The 20111-nt window shown below is 68.9% G+C and carries 13 protein-coding genes and 1 pseudogene; 11 read left to right on the forward strand and 3 right to left on the reverse strand.

Annotated features, from left to right (window positions below; all coding sequences use genetic code 11):
• Positions 1-398: pseudogene (locus tag ACZ4SW_RS34105) on the reverse strand (hypothetical protein); the annotation flags it as partial.
• 271 nt (positions 399-669) lie between these two features.
• The gene (locus tag ACZ4SW_RS34110) at positions 670-3612 is read right to left on the reverse strand and encodes a glycoside hydrolase family 3 C-terminal domain-containing protein (RefSeq protein WP_468253010.1); all 2943 of its coding nucleotides are present in this window, start codon (positions 3610-3612) and stop codon (positions 670-672) included.
• A gap of 465 nt (positions 3613-4077) precedes the next feature.
• Here ACZ4SW_RS34110 and ACZ4SW_RS34115 point away from each other — a divergent pair, with 465 nt between their 5' ends.
• From ACZ4SW_RS34115 to ACZ4SW_RS34140, 6 genes are all read left to right on the forward strand, one after another.
• On the forward strand, positions 4078-5763 hold the full coding sequence (locus ACZ4SW_RS34115; RefSeq protein ID WP_468252958.1) for an extracellular solute-binding protein: 1686 nt from the start codon (positions 4078-4080) through the stop codon (positions 5761-5763).
• Between the two features lie 80 nt (positions 5764-5843).
• The gene (locus ACZ4SW_RS34120; protein ID WP_468252959.1) at positions 5844-6851 is read left to right on the forward strand and encodes an ABC transporter permease; all 1008 of its coding nucleotides are present in this window, start codon (positions 5844-5846) and stop codon (positions 6849-6851) included.
• On the forward strand, positions 6848-7789 hold the full coding sequence (locus ACZ4SW_RS34125; RefSeq protein ID WP_468252961.1) for a carbohydrate ABC transporter permease: 942 nt from the start codon (positions 6848-6850) through the stop codon (positions 7787-7789). The genes ACZ4SW_RS34120 and ACZ4SW_RS34125 overlap by 4 nt, the downstream gene beginning before the upstream one ends.
• Before the next feature lie 213 nt (positions 7790-8002).
• Positions 8003-10354, forward strand: coding sequence for a WD40/YVTN/BNR-like repeat-containing protein (locus ACZ4SW_RS34130; RefSeq protein ID WP_468252962.1), 2352 nt, complete (start codon positions 8003-8005; stop codon positions 10352-10354).
• 136 nt (positions 10355-10490) lie between these two features.
• Positions 10491-11210: a GH12 family glycosyl hydrolase domain-containing protein gene (locus tag ACZ4SW_RS34135; protein WP_468252963.1), complete on the forward strand. Its 720-nt coding sequence runs from the start codon at positions 10491-10493 to the stop codon at positions 11208-11210.
• 382 nt (positions 11211-11592) lie between these two features.
• Entirely contained in the window at positions 11593-13149 is a 1557-nt protein-coding gene (locus tag ACZ4SW_RS34140; RefSeq protein ID WP_468252965.1) for an alpha-L-arabinofuranosidase B, read from the forward strand.
• Positions 13150-13237: 88 nt separating this feature from the next.
• Here the strand turns inward: ACZ4SW_RS34140 and ACZ4SW_RS34145 are convergent, their stop codons facing one another.
• On the reverse strand, positions 13238-14035 hold the full coding sequence (locus tag ACZ4SW_RS34145) for a FadR/GntR family transcriptional regulator (protein ID WP_468252966.1): 798 nt from the start codon (positions 14033-14035) through the stop codon (positions 13238-13240).
• A 375-nt stretch (positions 14036-14410) separates the two neighbouring features.
• Here ACZ4SW_RS34145 and ACZ4SW_RS34150 point away from each other — a divergent pair, with 375 nt between their 5' ends.
• From ACZ4SW_RS34150 to ACZ4SW_RS34170, 5 genes are all read left to right on the forward strand, one after another.
• Complete coding sequence (locus tag ACZ4SW_RS34150) at positions 14411-15772, forward strand: ABC transporter substrate-binding protein (RefSeq protein WP_468252967.1); 1362 nt, start codon at positions 14411-14413, stop codon at positions 15770-15772.
• Positions 15769-16683 (forward strand): carbohydrate ABC transporter permease, encoded by a 915-nt coding sequence (locus ACZ4SW_RS34155; protein ID WP_468252969.1) that lies wholly within the window; start codon positions 15769-15771, stop codon positions 16681-16683. The genes ACZ4SW_RS34150 and ACZ4SW_RS34155 overlap by 4 nt, the downstream gene beginning before the upstream one ends.
• Before the next feature lie 112 nt (positions 16684-16795).
• Positions 16796-17650, forward strand: a complete 855-nt coding sequence (locus tag ACZ4SW_RS34160) for a carbohydrate ABC transporter permease (RefSeq protein ID WP_468252971.1) — start codon at positions 16796-16798, stop codon at positions 17648-17650.
• Between the two features lie 73 nt (positions 17651-17723).
• Positions 17724-19739, forward strand: a complete 2016-nt coding sequence (locus ACZ4SW_RS34165; RefSeq protein WP_468252973.1) for a DUF8034 domain-containing protein — start codon at positions 17724-17726, stop codon at positions 19737-19739.
• On the forward strand, positions 19736-20083 hold the full coding sequence (locus ACZ4SW_RS34170; protein ID WP_468252974.1) for an L-rhamnose mutarotase: 348 nt from the start codon (positions 19736-19738) through the stop codon (positions 20081-20083). Before ACZ4SW_RS34165 ends, ACZ4SW_RS34170 begins: the two co-directional genes overlap by 4 nt.
• The last annotated feature ends 28 nt before the right edge of the window (positions 20084-20111 follow it).

Consider the following 20111-nt stretch of genomic DNA (forward strand, 5'->3'; position numbering starts at 1 on the left):
AGCGACGCGACGACATCCACGAAGCATTCCTCGGCCTCGCCACCTGCCTCATCACCCACCGTCACGTCCAACGCCTTTGTTAGGACCTCTAAGGCGTACTCGTCGACCTCGAGCGCGCCGGAAGCCACCACGACCGCGCGCGGGTGCCCGTCCGCGTCACGTGGATACAGCGTGCGCAGCGCCTCGAAGTGGGCCATGACCGCGGCGAAGGCATGAAGCACCGCGGCCATGTCGGGTGTGCCGTGGAGTGCCCGCGCCATCCGTTGGTTCTTGTTGCGGGGTCCGTCGAGATGGGGGTGGCATCCTTCGCGTGCATGGGCCTTCTGCGACCAGGTCAGTTCATGCTCTCCGGCGCTGCCGGCGACGAAGACGACGTCATGCCGTGCGATCTGTCGCATACCCGCCTCGGCTCTCTTCCGGTACGTCGGCGGCGCGCCACGTCTCGCGCATGGCGCGCGGCGGAATGCGCCGACCGGACGGGTGGAGGCTCCCCGATCCTCCAGGCCGTCCGGCGGTACGACGACGCGGCCGGAGCGCGGGCGCCCCATCTTCGGGCAGAGGATAGATCCGCGCGGACCACGTGCGTCAATGCTCGGAAGGGGTGGAACGCGGCGGCGCGGACCCTTTTCTCACCGCGTTCCACCGGTGCTCACCGCGTCCCACCGGTACTCACCGCGTCCCACCGGTGATCGCGGTCAGGTGGACACCGCCCCGCAGAACGAGATGCAGATCGTGCACCCCGGTCACCTCCGCGGGCATCGGTGCGCTGACCGTGCGCCAGTCGTACCGGCCGTGGGTGCCGGCGGGCACGTGGAGGCCGGCGAGCAAGGTGCCGGTACCGGGACCGCCGTCGGCGTAGATCTCGACGGTCGCGGCCTCCTCCGACGCGCGGGACACCTCGGCCGTGATGACGCGCGGTCCGTCTGCCGGGCCGCCCAGGTCGACCGAGCGGTAGCGCAGTCCGCAGCAGGTTTCACCGGCTGCCCGCGTGACCGCCTCACCTTTCTCCCGGGTGGCGTCGACCAGCGTGCCGCCGGCCCACTCGTCGAAGTCGACGGCCTCCAGTCGTCCACCGATGAGGCTGCGGACCGGGAGGGCCGGCTCCGTCACGGTGAGGGGCGCCGTCAGGGCGATGGCTTCGGCCGAGTGCCCGATCAGAATCTCGTACGGTCCCGGGTCCACGGCGAAGGCGCCGGCTGAGACGGACCAGTGGGCCAAGGCCGTGACGGGCATGTCGAACTCCAGCCGTCGCCGTTCACCGGGGGCGAGGGAGACCTTGCGGAAGTCCGTCAGTCTGCGCCTGGGCGCGCGGTGGCGGGCGGCGAGCGCGCGGGTGTAGAGCTGCACGGTCTCGGTGCCCGTGCGCGCTCCGGTGTTGGTGAGCTCGACGCTCACGGTCACGGTGTCGTCCTGCGCCGCTTCCCGGGCGGACAGCCGCAGGTCGGAGTAGGCGAAGCTGGTGTAGGACAGGCCGTGCCCGAAGGGGTACAGGGGTGCGGCGTCGTGGTACTGGTACGTCCAGCCGGCGCTGATGATGTCGTAGTCGAGGCGGTCGGGCAGCGGGTCGTCGCCGCGGTACCAGGTCTGCGGGAGCCGTCCGGAGGGTTCGGCCTCGCCGAGCAGGACCGCGGCGAGTGCCCGGCCCGTCTCCTGCCCGCCGTGGGAGGTCCACACCACGGCGGGCAGGTGCTCGTCCGCCCAGTCGACGGCGTACGGGTAGCTGCTCATCACGACCAGTACCGACTCGGGGCGCTCGGTGGCGACGGCGCGCAGCAGGGCTTCCTGCGCGGGCGGCAGTGAGATGCCCGCACGGTCCTCGGTCTCGCGGCCGTTGATGTGCGGGTCGTTGCCGAGGACGACCACGGCGACGTCCGCCGAGGCGGCGGCCGCGACGGCTTCGGCGATTCCGTCCCTGACGACCGTTCGGGTCCAGCGTTCCGCCTTCTCGGGGGCTTCGGCAGTGAGGGTGACCCGGCCGGTGGCGGGGTCCACGGCGGCGTATCGGCCGTTGCTGATGTTGCGCAGCAGTTCCGTGCCGTCCGGCTGGGGTTCCAGCCGGAAGGTCTCGTGGACGAACCAGCCGTTCGGCTGCGTCTGGTCGGCGGCGAGGGTGAGGTCGTCGTCCTTGAGGGTGACGTAGCGTTCCGTGCGCGCGTTGCGGAGGGTCAGCACGCCTTCACCCCAGTCGAACAGGTCGTGGCAGGCGTTGTCGCCCGCCTCCTGCTCGTCCGAGGGAGCACCGGCCACCATGGGCCCGCCGGGGTCGAGGGCCGGCACGCGCAGGAGGCCCCCGGTGGAGGCGGCGCGCAGCGTGATCCGGTCCACTCCCTCCGCGCGGACCGCTTCGGCGCCGCGCTCCTCGAGTGCCGCCCCCAGGCCGGTGGCGATGGTGATCCGGTACGGCATGGTGCCGCTGTACCAGTCCTCGAAGAGGGTGTCCGCCGGCGGACCGACGAGCGCCACGCGCCGACCGGGTGCCGGCGACAGCGGCAGTGCGCCGTCGTTCTTCAGCAGCACCACCGACTCCGTGGCGGCGCGCAGCGCGAGCGCACGGTGTGCGGGGCTGTCCACGACGTCGTCGCGGATGCCGGCGTAGGGGTCGAGGCCCGGATCGAACTCGCCGAGGCGGAGGCGGATCGACAGGTGGCGTCGAGCGGCGCGGTCGATGTCGGCCTCGGTGAGCAGCCCGCGGTCGACCGCTGCGCGGAGTCTGCCGAGGGTGATGCTGCCGTCCTCGCCCTGTTCGGTGATGCTGTCGACGCCGGCGCGTACGGCCGCCGCGTGGGAGGTGGGGTGGTCGTCGAAGTAGTGCTCCGTGTCGACCAGGTTGGTCACGGCTCCGGCGTCGCTGCAGACCAACAGCTCGTGGCCGGTGGGCTCGGCCCAGCGTCGTACCTGGGTCTCGAGCAGTGGACTGACGTGGCAAGGGCGGCCGTTGACGAGGTTGTAGGCCGGCATGACGCCGGTGGCGGCGCCGGACGCGATCGCCGGGCGGAAGGCGGCGAGGTCGTATTCGTGCAGCACCCTGGGCGGCACCACGGAGGAGGTGATGTCGCGCTCGTTCTCGTTGTTGTAGGCGAGGAAGTGCTTCAGGAGCGGTGCCGTGCGCAGATAGACCGGGTGGTCCCCGGCCAGCCCGCGGCAGAAGCTGACGGAGAGCCGGCCGGTGAGCAGCGGATCCTCCGCGTACCCCTCCTCGTTGCGGCCCCAGCGGGGGTCGCGCAGCAGGTTCACCACGGGGGCCCAGACCTGGAGGCTGTGCCGGTGGCCGTCGACGGCGGGACGCTGGTGGAAGGCGCGGGCCTCGGTGCCGACGGCCGTGGCGACCTCGTGCAGCAGTTCCTCGTTCCAGGTGGCTCCCAGGCCTATCGCCTGCGGAAACACGGTGGCCGGCCCCAGCCAGGCCACGCCGTGCAGCCCTTCGGTGCCGGTCTTGAAGGGGGCCAGTCCGAGGCGGGGGACTCCGGGTGAGTACTGGTAGAGCAGTTGGATGCGCTCGTCGAGCGTCAGCCGGGAGATCAGGTCGTCGACTCGCTGTGCGAGGGGGAGCGCGGGGTCGCGGAACGGCAGATCGGTGGTGGGCGGCTCGGGGGGTGTGGCGGCGGTACTCACCAAAGATGTCCCTTGCAGGAGGTCGAAGGAGAAGGCGTGGGAAGCGTGGGCGACCGCGGGCGCGGGCGGCGTAAGGCTTTCCGCGAGCGCGTCGGCGTGCAGTCGAAGTAGTCGAAGCGCTTCGACGTTGCCATGACGCTGAGTCATGTGTCAATCACATGTCGCCCGGCCGTCAGAACCCTTCTCCGACGCTGGCGCTCCTCTCCGGGAGTTCGCCCAGAAGGCCAGTCCACCTGCGAATGAGCCGTACGGAGGGCGGGGCGGGGAGTCACCCTTGGCCGTGCCTGTTACCGGAAAGTGACCTGGACGGCCCGTTGTCACGCCCGAAAACACGACCTTAGTGTCACCGAAACGTCGAAGCGCATCGACTGGATTTCCTCCCGCCCTCCCGACGTCAGGCCACCGGACGACGCAGCGTCGGCCCGCCCGCCGGTCGGGTCCGCGAAAACGAAGGGCCGCAACGACATGAGCATCGAGACGAACCGCCGAGCCGTCCTGCGAACGGCCGCCGGCGTAGTGGGCGCCGCCTCCCTCTCACCGCTGCTGGCCGCCTGCGGCGGCAGCGGCTCCGGCGCCGGCAAGGGAGGCACCAGCAGCAAGAAGGGCCTGGCCGCCGCGCTGCCCGCCTATGTGCCCAGCACAGTCGCCAAGCCGGACATCCCGTCCGTCACGTTCCCCAACGGAGCGGTCACGGAGCCGGGTTACCTCACTTTCCCCGCCGAGCCGCTCACCACGGTGAAGAAGATCCCGGGCAAGGGCGGTCACTACACGTCCGCCACGCCGCTGTGGGGCACCATCCCACCCGCCGGCAACCAGTACTACCAGGCCATGTCGCAGGCGCTGGGCACCACGATCAAGATGCAGCCCGCCAACGGGAACACCTACGGCCAGTCCCTGGCCACCCTCTCCGCCTCCGACAACCTCCCGGACTGGGTGCAGATCCCGACCTGGATGAACGGGCAGGCCCAGACCGGCGGGCTGGTGGGCCGGCACCTGGCCGACCTGACGCCCTACCTGTCGGGCGACAACGTCAAGGAGTACCCCAACCTGGCGGCCATCCCCAGCAGTGGCTGGATGTCGGGCGCCTGGGAGAACAAGCTCTACGGCATCCCGTGTTTCACCAGCGGCACGAGCTTCAACCAGGTCGTCTTCTACCGCAAGGACGTGTTCCAGGACCACGGCATCGACGCCGCCGACATCAAGTCCGCGGACGATCTGATGCGCGTCGGCAGGGAACTCACCGACGCCAAGGCGGGGCGCTGGGCGTTCGACGACATCTGGACGTACTTCAGCGGCGCGTTCGGTGTTCCGCCGAAGTTCCGGGTGGACGGCGGCAAACTGGTCCACAAGTACCTGACACCGGAGATCCTCGAGGCCCTCGCCTGGCACTACAAGCTGGCGAAGTCCGGCTTGATGAACCCGGACGCGCTGGCCGGCAACGTCAACGACCAGAAGACCCGGTTCTACGCCGGCAAGACCCTCATCGTGGGCGACGGCATAGGTGCCTGGAGCGTCGGAGACGCCCAGTCGGGGCAGGCGGCGAACAAGAAGTACCGGCGCAGCCTGCTGCCGGTCTTCGCGGCGGACGGCCACTCCAAGCCGTACGTCTACATCGGCCCGGGAACCGGGTACGTGAGCTATCTCAACGCGCGTCTGAAGCCGAGCCAGATACGGGAGCTGCTCTCCGTGGCCGACTACCTGGCCGCGCCGTGGGGTTCGGCCGAGTACACGATGACCGTCTACGGCGTCAAAGGCGTGGACTACAACCTGGTCAAGGGGGTTCCCGTCGCGACGCCCACCGGGCAGAAGAACGTCCAGCAGGCCACGTATCCCTTCCTGGCCGCGTGCCCGAACACGGTGAACACCCCGGGTTACCCGGAGATCACCAAGGAGCAGTGCGCCTGGCTCAAGGCCACCGCCCCGTTCGCGGTCAAGCCGGTCTTCTGGAACCTGAACGTCACCGTCCCGGCCCGGTACAACGCCGCCGACACGGCGCAGGCCGTCGAGGACACCATCATCTCCGTCATCCACGGGCTCAAGCCGGTCTCGGCCTTCCAGGAGGCGGTCGGCACCTGGCGGCGCAACGGCGGTGACCGGCTGGTGGGCTGGTACCAGGACTCGGTCCTCGCCAAGTACGGGACCAACCAGTAGCGGTGAAGCGCGCTGTGACCAGGCCGCCGGCGCGGCGCAGACCGCGACCGGAGCGGAAAGAGCCGAGCCCAGGAGGACAGGTGCACACCACAGTCGTCGACGTCAGCCCGGACAGCCCGCAGCACGAGCCGCGACGCAAGGCGGCCGGGCGCCGTGCGGCCCGGGCGGACGCCGCCCCGAAGCTCACCTTCAGGATGCGGCTGCGCCGCGACAAGTCCCTGATCCTGATGACCCTGCCGGTCGTCGTCCTGCTGCTGGTCTTCAACTACCTGCCGATCCTCGGGAACGTCGTCGCCTTCAAGTACTACGACCCGCTGGTCGGCGTGATCGACAGCGACTGGATCGGACTGGACAACTTCCGCCAGTTGTTCGGCGATCCCCTCTTCTGGCAGGCGCTGAGGAACACCCTGGAACTCAGCCTCGTCCAGCTCGTGCTCTTCTTCCCGGTGCCGATCATGCTCGCGCTGCTGCTGAACTCGGTGCTCAGCAGCCGGATCCGGTCGGTCATCCAGTCGGTCACCCTGCTGCCCCACTTCTTCTCCTGGGTCCTGACGATCACCCTGTTCCAGCAGATGCTCGGTGGGGCGGGGCTGCTCAACCAGTTCCTGCGCAACCACGACATGACGCCGTGGAACATCATGACCGATCCGCACACCTTCCAACTCCTGGTCACCTCACAGGTCGTGTGGAAGGAGTCCGGCTGGGGCATCATCGTCTTCCTCGCCGCGCTCGCCGCGATCGACCAGAACCTCTACGAGGCTGCGGCCGTGGACGGCGCGGGCCGCTGGCGCCGACTGTGGCACATCACGCTGCCGGGCATCCGCGCGGTCACCGTTCTGATGCTGGTGCTGCGCCTCGGCAACATCCTCAGCGTGGGATTCGAGCAACTGCTCATCCAGCGGACGGCGGTCGGGCACGACGCGGCCGACGTCCTCGACACCTTCTCCTTCTACTACGGCATCGCCACCAACAACTACGGCTACGGCGTGGCAGCGGGCATCTTCAAGAGCGTCATCTCCCTGCTGCTGCTGTGGGGCGCCAACAAGCTCGCACACGCCCTGGGCGAGGACGGACTGTACCGCCGATGACCACTGTCACCGCAGCCGCCACGGCTGCCCGCCGCCGCAACCCCGCCCGCCCGGTGTGGGAGGAGCCGCCGTCCGTCGCCGGCCGGGCCGGCAAGTCGGCCGTCCTCGTCGTCATCCTGCTCGCCGTCCTGGTTCCGCTGTGGTCCGTGGTGATCACCAGTCTGTCCACCCAGGCGGCGATCAACGAGGCCGGGGGCATGGTCCTCGTACCGCGCGACCTGACCCTGAACGCCTACGACACGATCCTGCACGGCGGCCCGGTCGCCCGGGCACTCGTGGTGAGCCTCGGCATCACCGTCGTGGGCACCCTGTTCTCGATGGTGATCTCGGTGCTGTGCGCCTACGGGCTCTCCCGCAGGGGATCGCTGGGCCACCGCACGATCCTGACGCTGCTCATCGTCACCATGTTCGTCACCGCCGGACTGATCCCCAGCTACCTGGTGGTCGTGGGACTCGGCGGATACGACCAGTACTGGGCGCTGATCGTGCCGAGCGCGGTGAGCGTGTTCAACATCATCGTGCTGCGCGCCTTCTACTCGGGAACGGCCACGGAACTCATCGACGCCGCGCGGATGGACGGCGCCGGCGAATGGCGCATCCTGTGGTCGGTGGTGCTGCCCACGTCGCGCGCGGTCACCGCCGTGGTCACGCTGTTCTACGCCGTGGGCTACTGGAACTCCTTCTTCAACGTCATGCTCTACATGCCGCTCGACAGCAGGAAGTGGCCGTTGCAGTACGTGCTGTACCAGTACGTCAGCCTCGGCTTCAACATGCCCGGCCAGACCAACGCCGGCTTCGGCGACGGCACATCGCTGACGGCTCCGCTGTCGCTCCAGATGGCGGTGGTCGTACTGACGCTGCTCCCCGTCGTCGTCGCCTTCCCGTTCCTGCAGAAGCATCTGGCGAAGGGCATGCTCACCGGCGCGATCAAGGGCTAGCGGGGCGCCCATGCTTCACCGCATCACCGAACGCCCCGGAGGTCTCCCGACTCCGGCTGCGCCACCGGTACGGCACCCTCGACGCGCTGGGCGAGGCACCGTCCACCCAGCCCTCCCCCGCCACACCAGAGCCGACGGGACTGCCGCCTGTGGGCAGGCCCGTACGCACCCGCACCCGCACCCGCACCCGCACCCGAAAGGCAAGAACCCGTCATGCCCCATGTCCCGCACCTCTCCCGCCGAGGACTGCTGGCCGCCGGTGCGGCCGCGGCCGCACTCCCCGTGCTCGCTCCCTCCGCCGCCTCCGCCACGTCCGCCCGTGCGGCCGGGACCGTCCGACGCACGCCCTACACCTTCCGCAACGCGCAGATAGTCGGCGGCGGCTTCGTCACCGGCATCGTCTTCAACCAGAGCGAGCCCGGACTGGTGTACGCCCGGACCGACATCGGCGGCGCCTACCGCCTCGACACGGCGTCCCGGCGGTGGCTCCCCCTCACCGACTGGATCGGCTGGGACGAGTACGGGCACACCGGCATCATCAGCATCGCCACCGACGAGGTCGACCCCGACCGCGTCTACCTGGCGGCGGGCACCTACCCCATGCCCGACTGGGACCCGAGCATGGCGGCGATCCTGCGGTCGACCGACCGCGGCCGCACCTGGAAGACCACTCCCCTGCCGTTCCGGCTGGGCGGCAACATGCCCGGCCGGGGCATCGGCGAACGGCTGGTGATCGACCCCAACCGCAACAGGATCCTCTACCTGGGAGTGCGCGGCGGCAACGGGCTGTGGCGCAGCACCGACTACGGCAAGACCTTCGCGCAGGTGACCGGCTTCCCCAACCCGGGCAACTTCGTCCCCGACCCCACCGACACGGGCGGCCCCAACGGCGACAACCTGGGCGTGCTGCAAGTCGTCTTCGACAAGCGCACCGGCAGAGCGGGCAGGGCCACCCGGACCCTCTACGTCACCGTCGCCGACAAGGACAACATCCTGTACCGGTCCACCGACGCGGGAGCGACCTGGGAACGCGTCCCCGGGCAGCCCACCGGCTACATCCCGCACCACGCGGTCTTCGACCACGTCGGCGGCTACCTGTACCTGGCGACCAGCAACACCGCCGGCCCCTACGACGGCTCCAAGGGCGACGTGTGGAAGCTGGACACCGCCACCGACACCTGGACCCGCATCAGCCCGGTCCCCTCCACCAGCGACGACAACCAGTACGGTTACAGCGGCCTGACCATCGACCGGCAGAACCCGGACACCCTGATGGTGTCCACCCAGGTCAAGTGGTGGCCCGACTGCATCCTCTTCCGCTCCACCGACGGCGGCGCGAGCTGGACCCGCGCGTGGGACCTGGGCACGAATTCCGAGCGCACCCTGCGCTACGACATCGACATCTCCGCCGCCCCCTGGCTGACCTGGAACGCCTCGCCGTCGCTTCCCGAGATGACCCCCAAGCTGGGCTGGATGATGGAATCCGTCCAGATCGACCCCTTCGACTCCGACCACTTCATGTACGGAACCGGCGCGACGATCTACGGCGCGGACAACCTGACCGACTGGGACCGCGGCGGCACCGTACACCTGTCCGTGCGGGCCCAGGGCCTGGAGGAGTGCTCGATCGCCTGCGTGATCAGCCCACCCGTCGGCCCCGCGCACCTCTTCTCCGGCGTCGGCGACGTCGGCGGCTTCCGCCACACGGATCTGAACAAGGCGACGAAGATGTACGACAGCCCGACCTTCGGCGTGACCACTGCCCTGGACTACGCGGAACTGGCGCCCCACACCATCGTGCGGGTCGGCAGCCCCACCAGCGGCTGGACCCAGCACTTCGCCATCTCCACCGACAGCGGCGCCACCTGGACACCGTCGGGCAGTGAGCCGTCCGGCGTCACCGGGCCCGGAGGACACGACCAGGCCGTCGCCATCAGCGCCGACGGCAGGCGGATCGTCTGGTCACCGGACGGAGCGCCGGTCAGCTGGTCCGACGACAACGGAGCGACCTGGACGGCTTCGCAGGGCCTCCCGGCCGGGGCTTCGGTGCGCTCGGACCGGGTGAACCCGGCGAAGTTCTACGCCTACGGCTCCGGGGTCTTCTACCTCAGCACGGACGGCGGCAAGAGCTTCAAGGCCACGGCGGCCACCGGTCTGCCCACCGCGGGGAACGTCCGGTTCAAGGCGGTACCGGGCCACGAGGGCGACATCTGGCTGGCCGGCGGCACCGACAAGCCCACCACCCCCACGCCGTACGGGATGTGGCGGTCGACCGACTCCGGAAGAACCTTCACCAGGTTCAAGGCGGTGGACGAGGGCGATGTCGTCGGATTCGGCAAGGCCGCACCCGGCGCCACGTACCCCGCCGTCTACACCAGCTCCAAGATCGACGGCGTGCGCGGCATCTTCCGGTCCGACGACGCGGGCCGGACCTGGATCCGCATCAACGACGACCGCCACCAGTACGCCTGGACCGGCAACACCATGACCGGAGACCCCAGGGTCTACGGCCGCGTCTACTTCGGGACCAACGGACGCGGAGTCATCTACGGCGACCCGAAGTGAGACCCGGCTCCCGGTCGCCTCGCTCCGCACCTGCCGTCCCGAAGGGGAGACCGACGTGGCCCTGCCACCAGGGCAGGACGACCGACCTCTCCTCTCCTGTGTGATCCCCCCACTCAGCACACATTCCGGAGGGCTGATGAAATTCCGTATCGGCTGGGCCGCACTGCTCGCGGCTCTGGCTCTCGTCTTGACGTTGCCGAACTCGGCAGCGGCAGCCTCGTCGACGTACTACTTCAAGTACTACGCGACCGGCGGCAACGCATCGACGTGGTACGCCAACGACAACTCCTGGGGCGTGAACTCCTCGACCGGCACCGGCTTCGTCGCCATGGTCGACGGCGAGGACTGGGGCACCACGTCCCCGGTGACCACGCTCCCCAAGAAGCTCAGCGCCATCAACCCCAACAACACGACGTGGTTCTCCCAGACCTCGTCCCCGGCCTCGGGCTCGTACTACGACGCCACGTACGACATCTTCATCGACCCGACCGCTGGGCCCACCGACCGCAACTCCCACAACGAGCTGATGATCTGGCTCAACTGGTCCAACACGAAGCCGTTGGCCAACGCCTATGACGCGAGCGGCAACGCGATCCCGACCGTGACCAACGTCAGCCTCGGCGGCCGCACCTGGAACATCTACGAGTACAACTGGCCGGACGGCGTCAGCCACACCATCAGTTTCCTGGACACGAGCAGGTCCGGCTGGTGGTCCGGCAGCCTCACCCCGTTCTTCAACTGGGGCATCAACAGGGGCTACTACACCAACGACCAGTACCTCAACAGCATCATGGCCGGCTGGGAGTTCGGGCCGGGCAGCTACACCGCCACCTCCTGGGGCGTCGCGGGCTTCTGACACCGCGACAAACCGAAAGGGTGACCAGTGACCGGTCGCCCTCTGCCCGGAAGCACCGCCCGACTCTCCGTACGGAGGGTCGGGCGGCCCGCAAGCAGCGCCTCACTCTCCGTAGGGAGGCTCGGTCATGACCACGCGCAGTATCGCCGACCGCCTGGGCGGGCTCGCCCTCGGCGGGGACTACAACCCGAGCAGTGGGACGAGCCGGTCCGGAAGCGTCGACCTCGCCACCCGACGGCCTCCCCGCCGCCCTTGGTCAAGGCGGCCAGTTCCACCTCGTTGCTCGTCCTCGGGTGGTGCCGGCCGCCGCCCATGCCCGGGAGTTCTCGTGCCGTTCACGTTCCATCACCCCTCCCCGTATCGATGAACAAAGGAGTTCCTGGTGTTTGCGCTGCTCATTCTTCGCCGACTGCGCCGGGGGGTGGTTGTCTCCTTGGCCGCGGTGGCGCTCGCCTTCACCGGCCTCATCGCCTTCAGCGGCGCCTCGCAGGCCGCCGCACAAGGGCCCTGCGACATCTACGCGGCGGGCGGCACGCCGTGCGTCGCGGCGCACAGCACCACCCGCGCGCTGTTCGCCTCCTACGACGGCCCGCTCTACCAGGTGCAGCGGGCGTCGGACAGTACGTTGCACGACATCGGCGTACTGTCGGCCGGAGGCGTCGCCAACGCCGCGGCACAGGACTCGTTCTGCGCGGGTACCACCTGCACCATCACCCGCGTCTACGACCAGACCGGCGGCGGCAACACCCTGGTCTACCAGGGGCCCGGCGGTACCGGCGGCGCCGACACGGCGGCCGACGCGACCACCGAAGCGCTCGGCGTGGGCGGCCGGAAGGCTTACGCGCTCTACATCAACCCCGGCAACAGCTACTTCGCCTACAACTCCTCCGGGGGCGTGCCGACCGGCAGCTCACCCGAGGGCGAGTACATGGTCACCAGCGGCACCCACGTCAACAACGGCTGCTGCTTCGACTACGGCAACACGGAGATCGACCACAAGGCCGACGGCAACGGTGCCATGGACGCGATCAACTTCGGCACGGAATGCTGGTTCGGCGGCTGCAGCGGAACCGGACCGTGGGTCCAGGCGGACCTGGAGAACGGCCTGTTCTCCGGCGGCAGCAAGACGTGGAACCCCGACCAGGTCTCCCAGACCAGTCGCTTCGTCACCGCGATGCTCAAGAACAACGGCACCACCCGGATGGCGCTCAAGGCCGCAGGCGCCCAGTCCGGGAGCCTGACCCAGCTCTACAGCGGCGCACTGCCCAGCGGATGGAACCCGATGCACAAGCAGGGTGCCGTCATCCTCGGCAGCGGCGGCGACTGCTGCCAGACCAACCGCAACGCGAGCGCAGGCACCTTCTACGAGGGCGCCATGGTCAAGGGCTACCCCTCCGACGCCACCGACGCCGCGGTCCAGGCCAACATCGCCGCGGCCGGCTACAGCACCAACACCTCCAACCCCTTCACCCCGGGCGCGAAGGTGTCGCTGCAGGCCACCACCTCCTGCTGCACCAGCGACTACCTGCAGCACGACACCAGCGACGACAAGGTCGTGATCGCTCCGGTGACCTCCGGCAGCTCGACCACCGACAAGGGCAACGCCACCTGGATCGTCCGCGCCGGCCTGGCCGACAGTTCCTGCCTGTCCTTCGAGTCCGCCAACAGGCCGGGCCAGTTCCTGCGCCACTACAACTTCGAGCTCTACCTGAACACCGACAACGGCGGCGGCTCGTTCGCGCAGGACGCCACCTTCTGCCCCACCACGGGCAACAGCGGGGTCGGCCACTCCTTCCAGTCCGTCAACTACCCCACGAAGTACATCCGCCACTACGACTTCACGGCCTACATAGCCGGCAATGGCGGCTCCAACGCCTGGGACTCCACGTCGTCGTGGGCCCAGGACACCAGTTGGCTCACCGCATCGCCCTGGGGCTGACGAGCAACCGGCCTCGGCAAAGCGCCTCCAGCAGCGAGCACGGCAGCCCTGCAGAAGCGCGGGGAGGCCGTGCTCGCTTCCTTGTCACCTAACCGAACAGGCGCCGCTGGATCTCTCGCCGGTAGTCCTCGAGCGTCCTGTCGAGATGGGCCGCCGTGGCCTGAGCCGCTTCGTCCGGACGGCCGTCTCGGATGGCCCGGTAGATCGCCTCATGCTCCTCGACGGCCGACTCGGTGCCCTCGCCCAGCTTGTCGTGGATCCCGATCGCACTCGACTGTCGCTGCAGTCGTCGCGCATCTCGCACGGCGCTGACGAGGAAGGTGTTGTGCGAGGCGACCGCGACGCCCATGTGGAAGTCCTCGTCCGCCTGGTTGAACTCGTCGACCTGACCGTGGACGAACCCGTGCCGGCACTGCTGCATGGCCACCTCGATGGTCCGCAGCTCGGCGGGCGTGGCACGGGTGGCGGCCAGACTGCTCGCGGCCATCTCCTGAACCCTGCGGAACTCGAACAGCATGAGCACGTGATCGAGGTCGACGGGGCGGAAGAAGCCGCCCCAGCGGTTGGTGATGAGCATGCCCTCGTCGTCCGCGACGAACAGTCCGCGCCCCTTGTGCGCCCGGACCCGGCCGAGCGCCGAAAGGATCTTCACGGCCTCCCGAACCACTGCCCTGCTGGTGTTCAGCCTCTGGGCAAGATCGTTCTCCGTGGGCAGCCGATCACCCGCCACCAGACGGGCCTCGGCGATGAACTCGAGAATCCGCTCCGCCACGACCTCGTAGCCGGGCCGGTAGTCACGCCGCTCGTCCGTGTCGTTCACCGCTGCCGTCACAACCGGAGGCGCCTGCGTCGGCATGGCCGCCTGGGCCGCGGGCGTGTCGTTCATCTGTCCTGCCTCCTGGCTGACGCAACTGGGGCGGCTGATCGCTGTGGAGCCGTGTTCATCGTATCTCAAGCCTGAATGAGTCGTACTCATCGCAGAGATAGATCCACGCCAGAAAGCGATAGACGGAACCGATGCATATGGTGGCTTTCTGGGTGTTGCTCGCCCTTGTGTCGTTGCATCCCATCCAGATCACTGGAGAGAAGGCTGCACAAACCCTTGACGGCCCCCTCGATAAGGCGGCTAATTTCTTCCGCGACGGCACGCGGGACGGCCGTCCACGCTCCCCGACGCCCGACCGGTACGGCCGGCGTCGTCCCATCCTCGCGCCACCTGTCCATCCGCTCGGGGCGCCCTGTGAAACCAGTGGAGTCGCACATGACCGTCAACAAGCCTTCGTCCGGTCAGCAGAGAGTGTCCAGCAAGAGGCGTGCGGCTTTGCTGGCCGGCTGTGCGGCCACGGCGGCGCTGGCCCTGACTGCTTGCGGCGGCGGCGCCACGGGTACGACGACGAAGGACGGGTTCGCTCAGGTGCCCCAGAAGGACGGCGCGTTGACACTCTGGGTGGACGCGACCCGTCTGGACGCCGCGAAGCTGTACCAGAAGCTGCATCCGGACGTGAAGCTGGACATCGTCACCTACGACGGCGACGCCAACGGCTCGAACTACCTCCAGACCAAGGTCCAGTTGTTCAACCGCACCGGCAAGGGCTGGCCGGACGTGGTCTTCAGCTCCCAGAACAACGAGGTGACCTGGGCGGTCGACGCGGGCTTCGCCGCTCCGCTGAACAAGGGCCTGATCCCCGAGTCGACCCTGGGGCAGTTCGCGGCGGGCGCCAACAACGTCTGCACGGTGGGCGGCACCGTGTACTGCCTGCGCAACGACCTCTCCCAGGCGGTGCTCTGGTACAACGCGCCGCTGCTGAAGAAGTTCGGCTACACGGTGCCCACCACCTGGGAGGAGTACCAGCAGCTCGGCGAGAAGGTGGCCAAGGAGCACCCGGGCTATCTCGTGGGCGACGCCGGTGACTCCTTCACCCCCGAGATCTACCTGTGGGCGAGCAAGTGCGGAGCCAACCACATCACCGGCCCCAAGTCGGTTTCGGTGAACACCACCAGCGAGGCCTGCACCAGGATGGCCCGGCTCATGGACGTACTGATCAAGAACAAGTCCATGTCCATCAGCGGGGTCTTCAGTACCGACTTCGGCAAGAACGAGGCCGGCAAGGTGCTGCTCATGCCGGGTCCGGCCTGGTACGGCGGCGCGCTGTTCGAGGGCACGTTCAAGACGCCGGCCAAGCAGATCGCGGCGGCGCCCATCCCGCAGTGGAAGGGGGAGACCTCGCCGTCCACGGGTAACGTCGGCGGGGGGACCTGGCTGCTGTCCCAGCACTCCGCGCACATCAAGGCGGCCACCGACTTCCTGAAGTGGGTCACCACCGACAACGCCTACCAGGGCGAGAAGGCGCCGGGCTTCCCCGCGTACGCGCCGGCAGCCGAGGTATGGCTGAAGGGGCAGAACGCCTCCGGATACTTCGCCAGTGACCTGAGCGCCCTCAAGGACGCGTCCTCCCAGGTCTGGCCGGGCTGGGGCTCGGGCCAGTTCAGCCAGGAGGCGATCTGGGCCGCCACTGTCAAGCCCGGCCTGACCCAGGGCAAGACCATCGTCTCCATGCTCCCCGCCTGGCAGGACTCCATCGTCAAGTACGCCAAGTCCAACGGATACAAGGTCTCCCAGTGACCCTCACCCACTCCCCGGCCGGCTCCGCCACCCGGCGCCCTCGCGGCGCCGCCCGGCAGAGCCGGGCCGGCATGGCCTTCGTCGCCGCCTACGTGATCCTGCTGATCGCCTTCGGCGTCCTTCCGACCGCTTACGCCGTCTACTTCGCCTTCACCGACGCCGGAGGCACGGTCACCGGTTTCGCCAACTTCGTCACCACGGCACAGGACTTCCGCTTCCTGGACGCCGTGGGCCATGTCACCGTCTACCTCGCCTTCTGGCTCCTGTCCCTGGTGGTGTTCGTGGTGGCCCTGGCCCTGCTGCTGCACCGCCTGGCCTCGGGTTCCGCGAGCAAGGCGCTGCGCTTCCTCTACTACATCCCGGGAGCGCTCGCCGGCGCCGCGAGTGTGCTGGTGTGGCTGTTCATGCTCGACCCGACGGTGAGCCCGGTCAGCTCGCTGCTGGACGCGCTGGGGTTCCACACCTTCGGCGAGGTGATCGCGCCCGGCAACCTGCCCCTGCTGTTCACGATCATCGCGTTCTGGACCGGCGCGGGCGGCTGGATCGTCGTCATGTACGGCGCGCTCAACAACATCCCCACGGACGTCATGGAAGCCGCCCGCATCGACGGCGCGGGCGCCTGGCAGACCGCCTGGCACATCCAGATCCCGATGCTCCGCAAGTGGATCGTGTACATGGTGATCCTCGCCTTCGCCGGCGGCGCCCAGCTCTTCGTCGAGCCGCAACTGCTCTCCCTCGCCAGCGTGGGCGTGGCCGGACGCGACTACTCGCTCAACCAGCTCACCTACGACTTCGCCTTCCAGATGAACAACATCAACGGCGCCGCCGCGGTCTCGGTGGAGCTCCTGGTCGTCAGTGTGTCGGCCGCCGCCGTCTTCGTCGCACGGTCGGGGTTCTTCGATGCCGAATAAGTCCTTCGCCTTCCCGGTTGCCGCCACCCCACATGCGGAAGGGGAACCAAGCGTCATGAGCCGAACGCAGCACCGGGCTCCGGTGCGGCGGCGTCCCCGTCCGCAGCGGCGTGTGGCATCACAGCTGCTGACCGGATCCGTACTGGCCGTGTTCCTCGCCTTCTTCGTGCTGCCGGTGCTGTGGCTCGTCCTCGCGGCGACCAAGACCGACCAGCAACTGGTCCACGACAACCCGCTTTCCTTCGGGTCATGGCACGCGCTGAAAGCCAACTGGGACGCGCTCACGGCGTTCCAGGACAACGCCATCATGCAGTGGCTGGGCAACTCGGCCCTCTACGCGGTGATCTCGCTGGTCATCACTCTCGGTGTCGCCATTCCCGCGGGATACGCCCTGGCGATGACCGAGTTCCGCGGCCGGCACACCCTGCTGGTCTCGACGCTGGTCGTGATGCTCATGCCGAACGCCACGCTGGTGGTGCCGTTGTTCCTGGAGATCAACGCGGTGCACCTGATCGGCACGATGTGGTCGATCATCCTGCCGTACTCGTTCTACCCGTTCGGCGTGTACCTGACGTACATCTACTTCACCACCGCTGTGCCGAAGGACCTGCTGGCCGCGGCACGGATGGACGGCTGCTCGGAGTTCGGCGTCTTCCGGCACATCGCGCTGCCGCTGGCGACCCCGGTCATCGCGCTCGTGGGCTTCTTCAGCTTCGTCGCCAACTGGACCAACTACTTCCTGCCCTACGTGATGCTCCCCGAGAGCAGCCAGATGCCCATCCAGGTGGGCGTCGGCAACCTGCTCAGCAACGTGCCGTCCTTCAACCCGGCCGTCGGCGACCTGGCGATCCAGCGGCCGGAGCTGGCTCTGGCGACGCTCGTGGCCATCACGCCCGTGCTGATCGTCTTCCTCTTCGCCCAGCGCTTCCTGGTCAGCGGGATGCTCGCCGGCGCCACGAAGGAATGACACAGGCCCAGTCCGCCGACCGTCGTCACCGGCGTGCGCCGTCCCCGCCGCCCGCCCCGAACGGAGATCTCCCATGAGCTTCAGCTCCGCCAGCCGCACCTCGGGCGAGGACGCCCCCTGCGACCAGCCGGTCGCGCCACCCGAGATCGAGGCGCGGGTGCCGCTGCTCGAACCACCCGGCTGGGCCGTGGCCCAACGGGCCCTGTTCGACCTGCTCGACCACGCCTGGCGGCGCTTCACCCGCGACTTCACCGGTCCGGACGGACGGCTGAACTACACCGGCCGGCTGACCACCCGTGACGGCGTGGACGACTTCTACGAGGTGTTCTTCAACTGGCCCCAGCTGTATCTCCTCGGCGGCGCCGACGACCTGCTGCCCGCCAGTGAGCGGCACTGGGAGGGCGTGACCCGGCAGCTCACCGAACTGGGCATGCTGCGCGACGAGTTCGAGCGCGGCTACGACTGGTTCCACCAAGGAGAGAGCCTGCTCCTGCTCTACTTCCTGTGCATGGCCGCCCCCGACCGCTGGCGTGAGCGCGCCCTGCGCTTCGCCGAGTTGTACGTCGACCCGGCCAAGGGCAACTACGACCCCGAGCACCGCGTCATCACCCGCCCGCACAACGGCAGCGACCCCGACCGCCGGGGCCTGTTCGACGGCGACGTCTATCCCTGGCTGGAGAAGGAAGCGGAGACGTACGGCTTCCCGCTGGACTGGATACCCGAGGCGGCCGGCGGCCCGTACCCGCTCTCGGAGGATCCGCGTCTCGGCGCGCAGATGCGGGACCGGATGGGCGCCGGCGACACGGCGGTCAATCTCGCCGCGGCGGGACTGGTCCTCAACGCCTGGATCCTGTCCGGCGAGGACCGCTACCGCGACTGGATCGTCCAGTACGTGGGCGCCTGGCGGGAGCGCACCGAAGCGAACGGCGGTCTCATCCCGGACAACGCCGACCCGGACGGCGTCGTCGGCGGCCTGCTGGAGGGCCGCTGGTACGGCGGCCACTACGGCTGGTCCTGGCCGCACGGCTGGCACAGCGTGGGCCACGCGGCCTGTGTGGCGGCGCTCGCGGCGGCCACGGTCACCGGCGACGACGACTACCTCTCCATGGTCGCGACCTCCCTCGACACCCTCATCGGCCACGCCAAGGTGATGCCCCACAGCGAGGCGGACTCCAGCCTCCCCTCCAAGTGGGCGGTCGAACTCGGCCCCGACGACGTCCACACGCCCACACCGCACCTGCCGTTCCGCCACAACGACTCGGGCTGGTTCGACTACAACCCGGCCACCTTGCCCGTACCGGTGGCACTGTGGCACCACACGGCCTCCGCCGCCGACCGCACCCGGCTGGAGCGGCTGCGCGAAGCCGACGGCATCGACTGGCGCACCGTCCGGCCGTTCCGGGCCAAGGAGGAGTCCGGGCACGAGAAGGCGTGGTTCGCCTTCCTCGCCGGTGACGACCCCGGCTACCCCGAGCGCATCCTTGCCACCGCCCAGGCCCAGGTCCGCCACCGCCTGAGGCGCATCGACCGCTACCGCGACCTGGACGTGCCCGAGGCCGACATCCATGTGTGGCAGCAGTGCAACCCGGTGGCCACCGAAGCCCTCGTGCAGCTGACCTGGGGCGGACCCCAGGTGCTCTACAACGGCGGCCTCCAGCAGGCCCGGCTGCGCTACCACGACGCCGACGCCCGGCGCCCCGGCCTGCCCCCGGACGTGGCCGCGTTGGTCACCTCCATCGACCCCGAGGCGACGACCGTCGACCTGGTGAACCTCGCCCCCGAGGCGAAGCGCACGGTGATCGTCCAGGCGGGCGCCTTCGCCGAGCACACCATCACCACCGTCCGGTACACCACCTGCCAGGACGACACGTGGATCGGTGACATGTACGACTACGGCCACACCGAGCCCGTCGTCACCGAGTCGGAGCAGATCTGCGAGAGCACCTTCCTGACGGTCCGGCTGCCCGCCTCCACCCGCATCCGGCTCACCCTGCGCCTCCGGCTGCGCGCCAACACACCCAGCTACCGCACACCGTTCGACCCCCCGGCCGACGCGTCCTCTGCGGACACGGAGGGAGAAACTCCATGAAACGCATCGCCCAGACCATCAGGCTCCGACCCGAGCACCGCGAGGAGTACCTCGAACTCCACTCGGCCGTCTGGCCCGGAGTCGAAGCCGCCCTGCACCGGTCGAACATCCGCAACTACAGCATCTTCCTCCACGGTGACGTGCTGTTCGCCTACTTCGAGTACCACGGCGACGACTTCGAGGCCGACATGGCCACCCTGGAGGCCGACCCCGAGACCCAGGAGTGGTGGAAGCTCACCGACCCCTGCCAGGAGCCCTGGCCCGACCGGGGCGACTCCCGCCAGTGGACGGAACTCACCGAGATCTGGCACCTCCACCCGCCAGGCGAAGACGCAACCGTCTGACGCGGCCCGCACCGGACCGAACCGACTG

This window comes from Streptomyces sp. NPDC028331 (assembly GCF_055565775.1).

Excerpts from the sequence above, each read along its gene's own strand:
- ACZ4SW_RS34115 (WP_468252958.1), top strand. The coding sequence starts at position 4,078 with ATGAGCATCGAGACGAACCGCCGAGCCGTCCTGCGAACGGCCGCCGGC.
- ACZ4SW_RS34125 (WP_468252961.1), top strand. The coding sequence starts at position 6,848 with ATGACCACTGTCACCGCAGCCGCCACGGCTGCCCGCCGCCGCAACCCC.
- ACZ4SW_RS34130 (WP_468252962.1), top strand. The coding sequence starts at position 8,003 with ATGCCCCATGTCCCGCACCTCTCCCGCCGAGGACTGCTGGCCGCCGGT.
- ACZ4SW_RS34135 (WP_468252963.1), top strand. The coding sequence starts at position 10,491 with ATGAAATTCCGTATCGGCTGGGCCGCACTGCTCGCGGCTCTGGCTCTC.
- ACZ4SW_RS34145 (WP_468252966.1), bottom strand. The coding sequence starts at position 14,035 with ATGAACGACACGCCCGCGGCCCAGGCGGCCATGCCGACGCAGGCGCCT.
- ACZ4SW_RS34150 (WP_468252967.1), top strand. The coding sequence starts at position 14,411 with ATGACCGTCAACAAGCCTTCGTCCGGTCAGCAGAGAGTGTCCAGCAAG.
- ACZ4SW_RS34165 (WP_468252973.1), top strand. The coding sequence starts at position 17,724 with ATGAGCTTCAGCTCCGCCAGCCGCACCTCGGGCGAGGACGCCCCCTGC.
- ACZ4SW_RS34170 (WP_468252974.1), top strand. The coding sequence starts at position 19,736 with ATGAAACGCATCGCCCAGACCATCAGGCTCCGACCCGAGCACCGCGAG.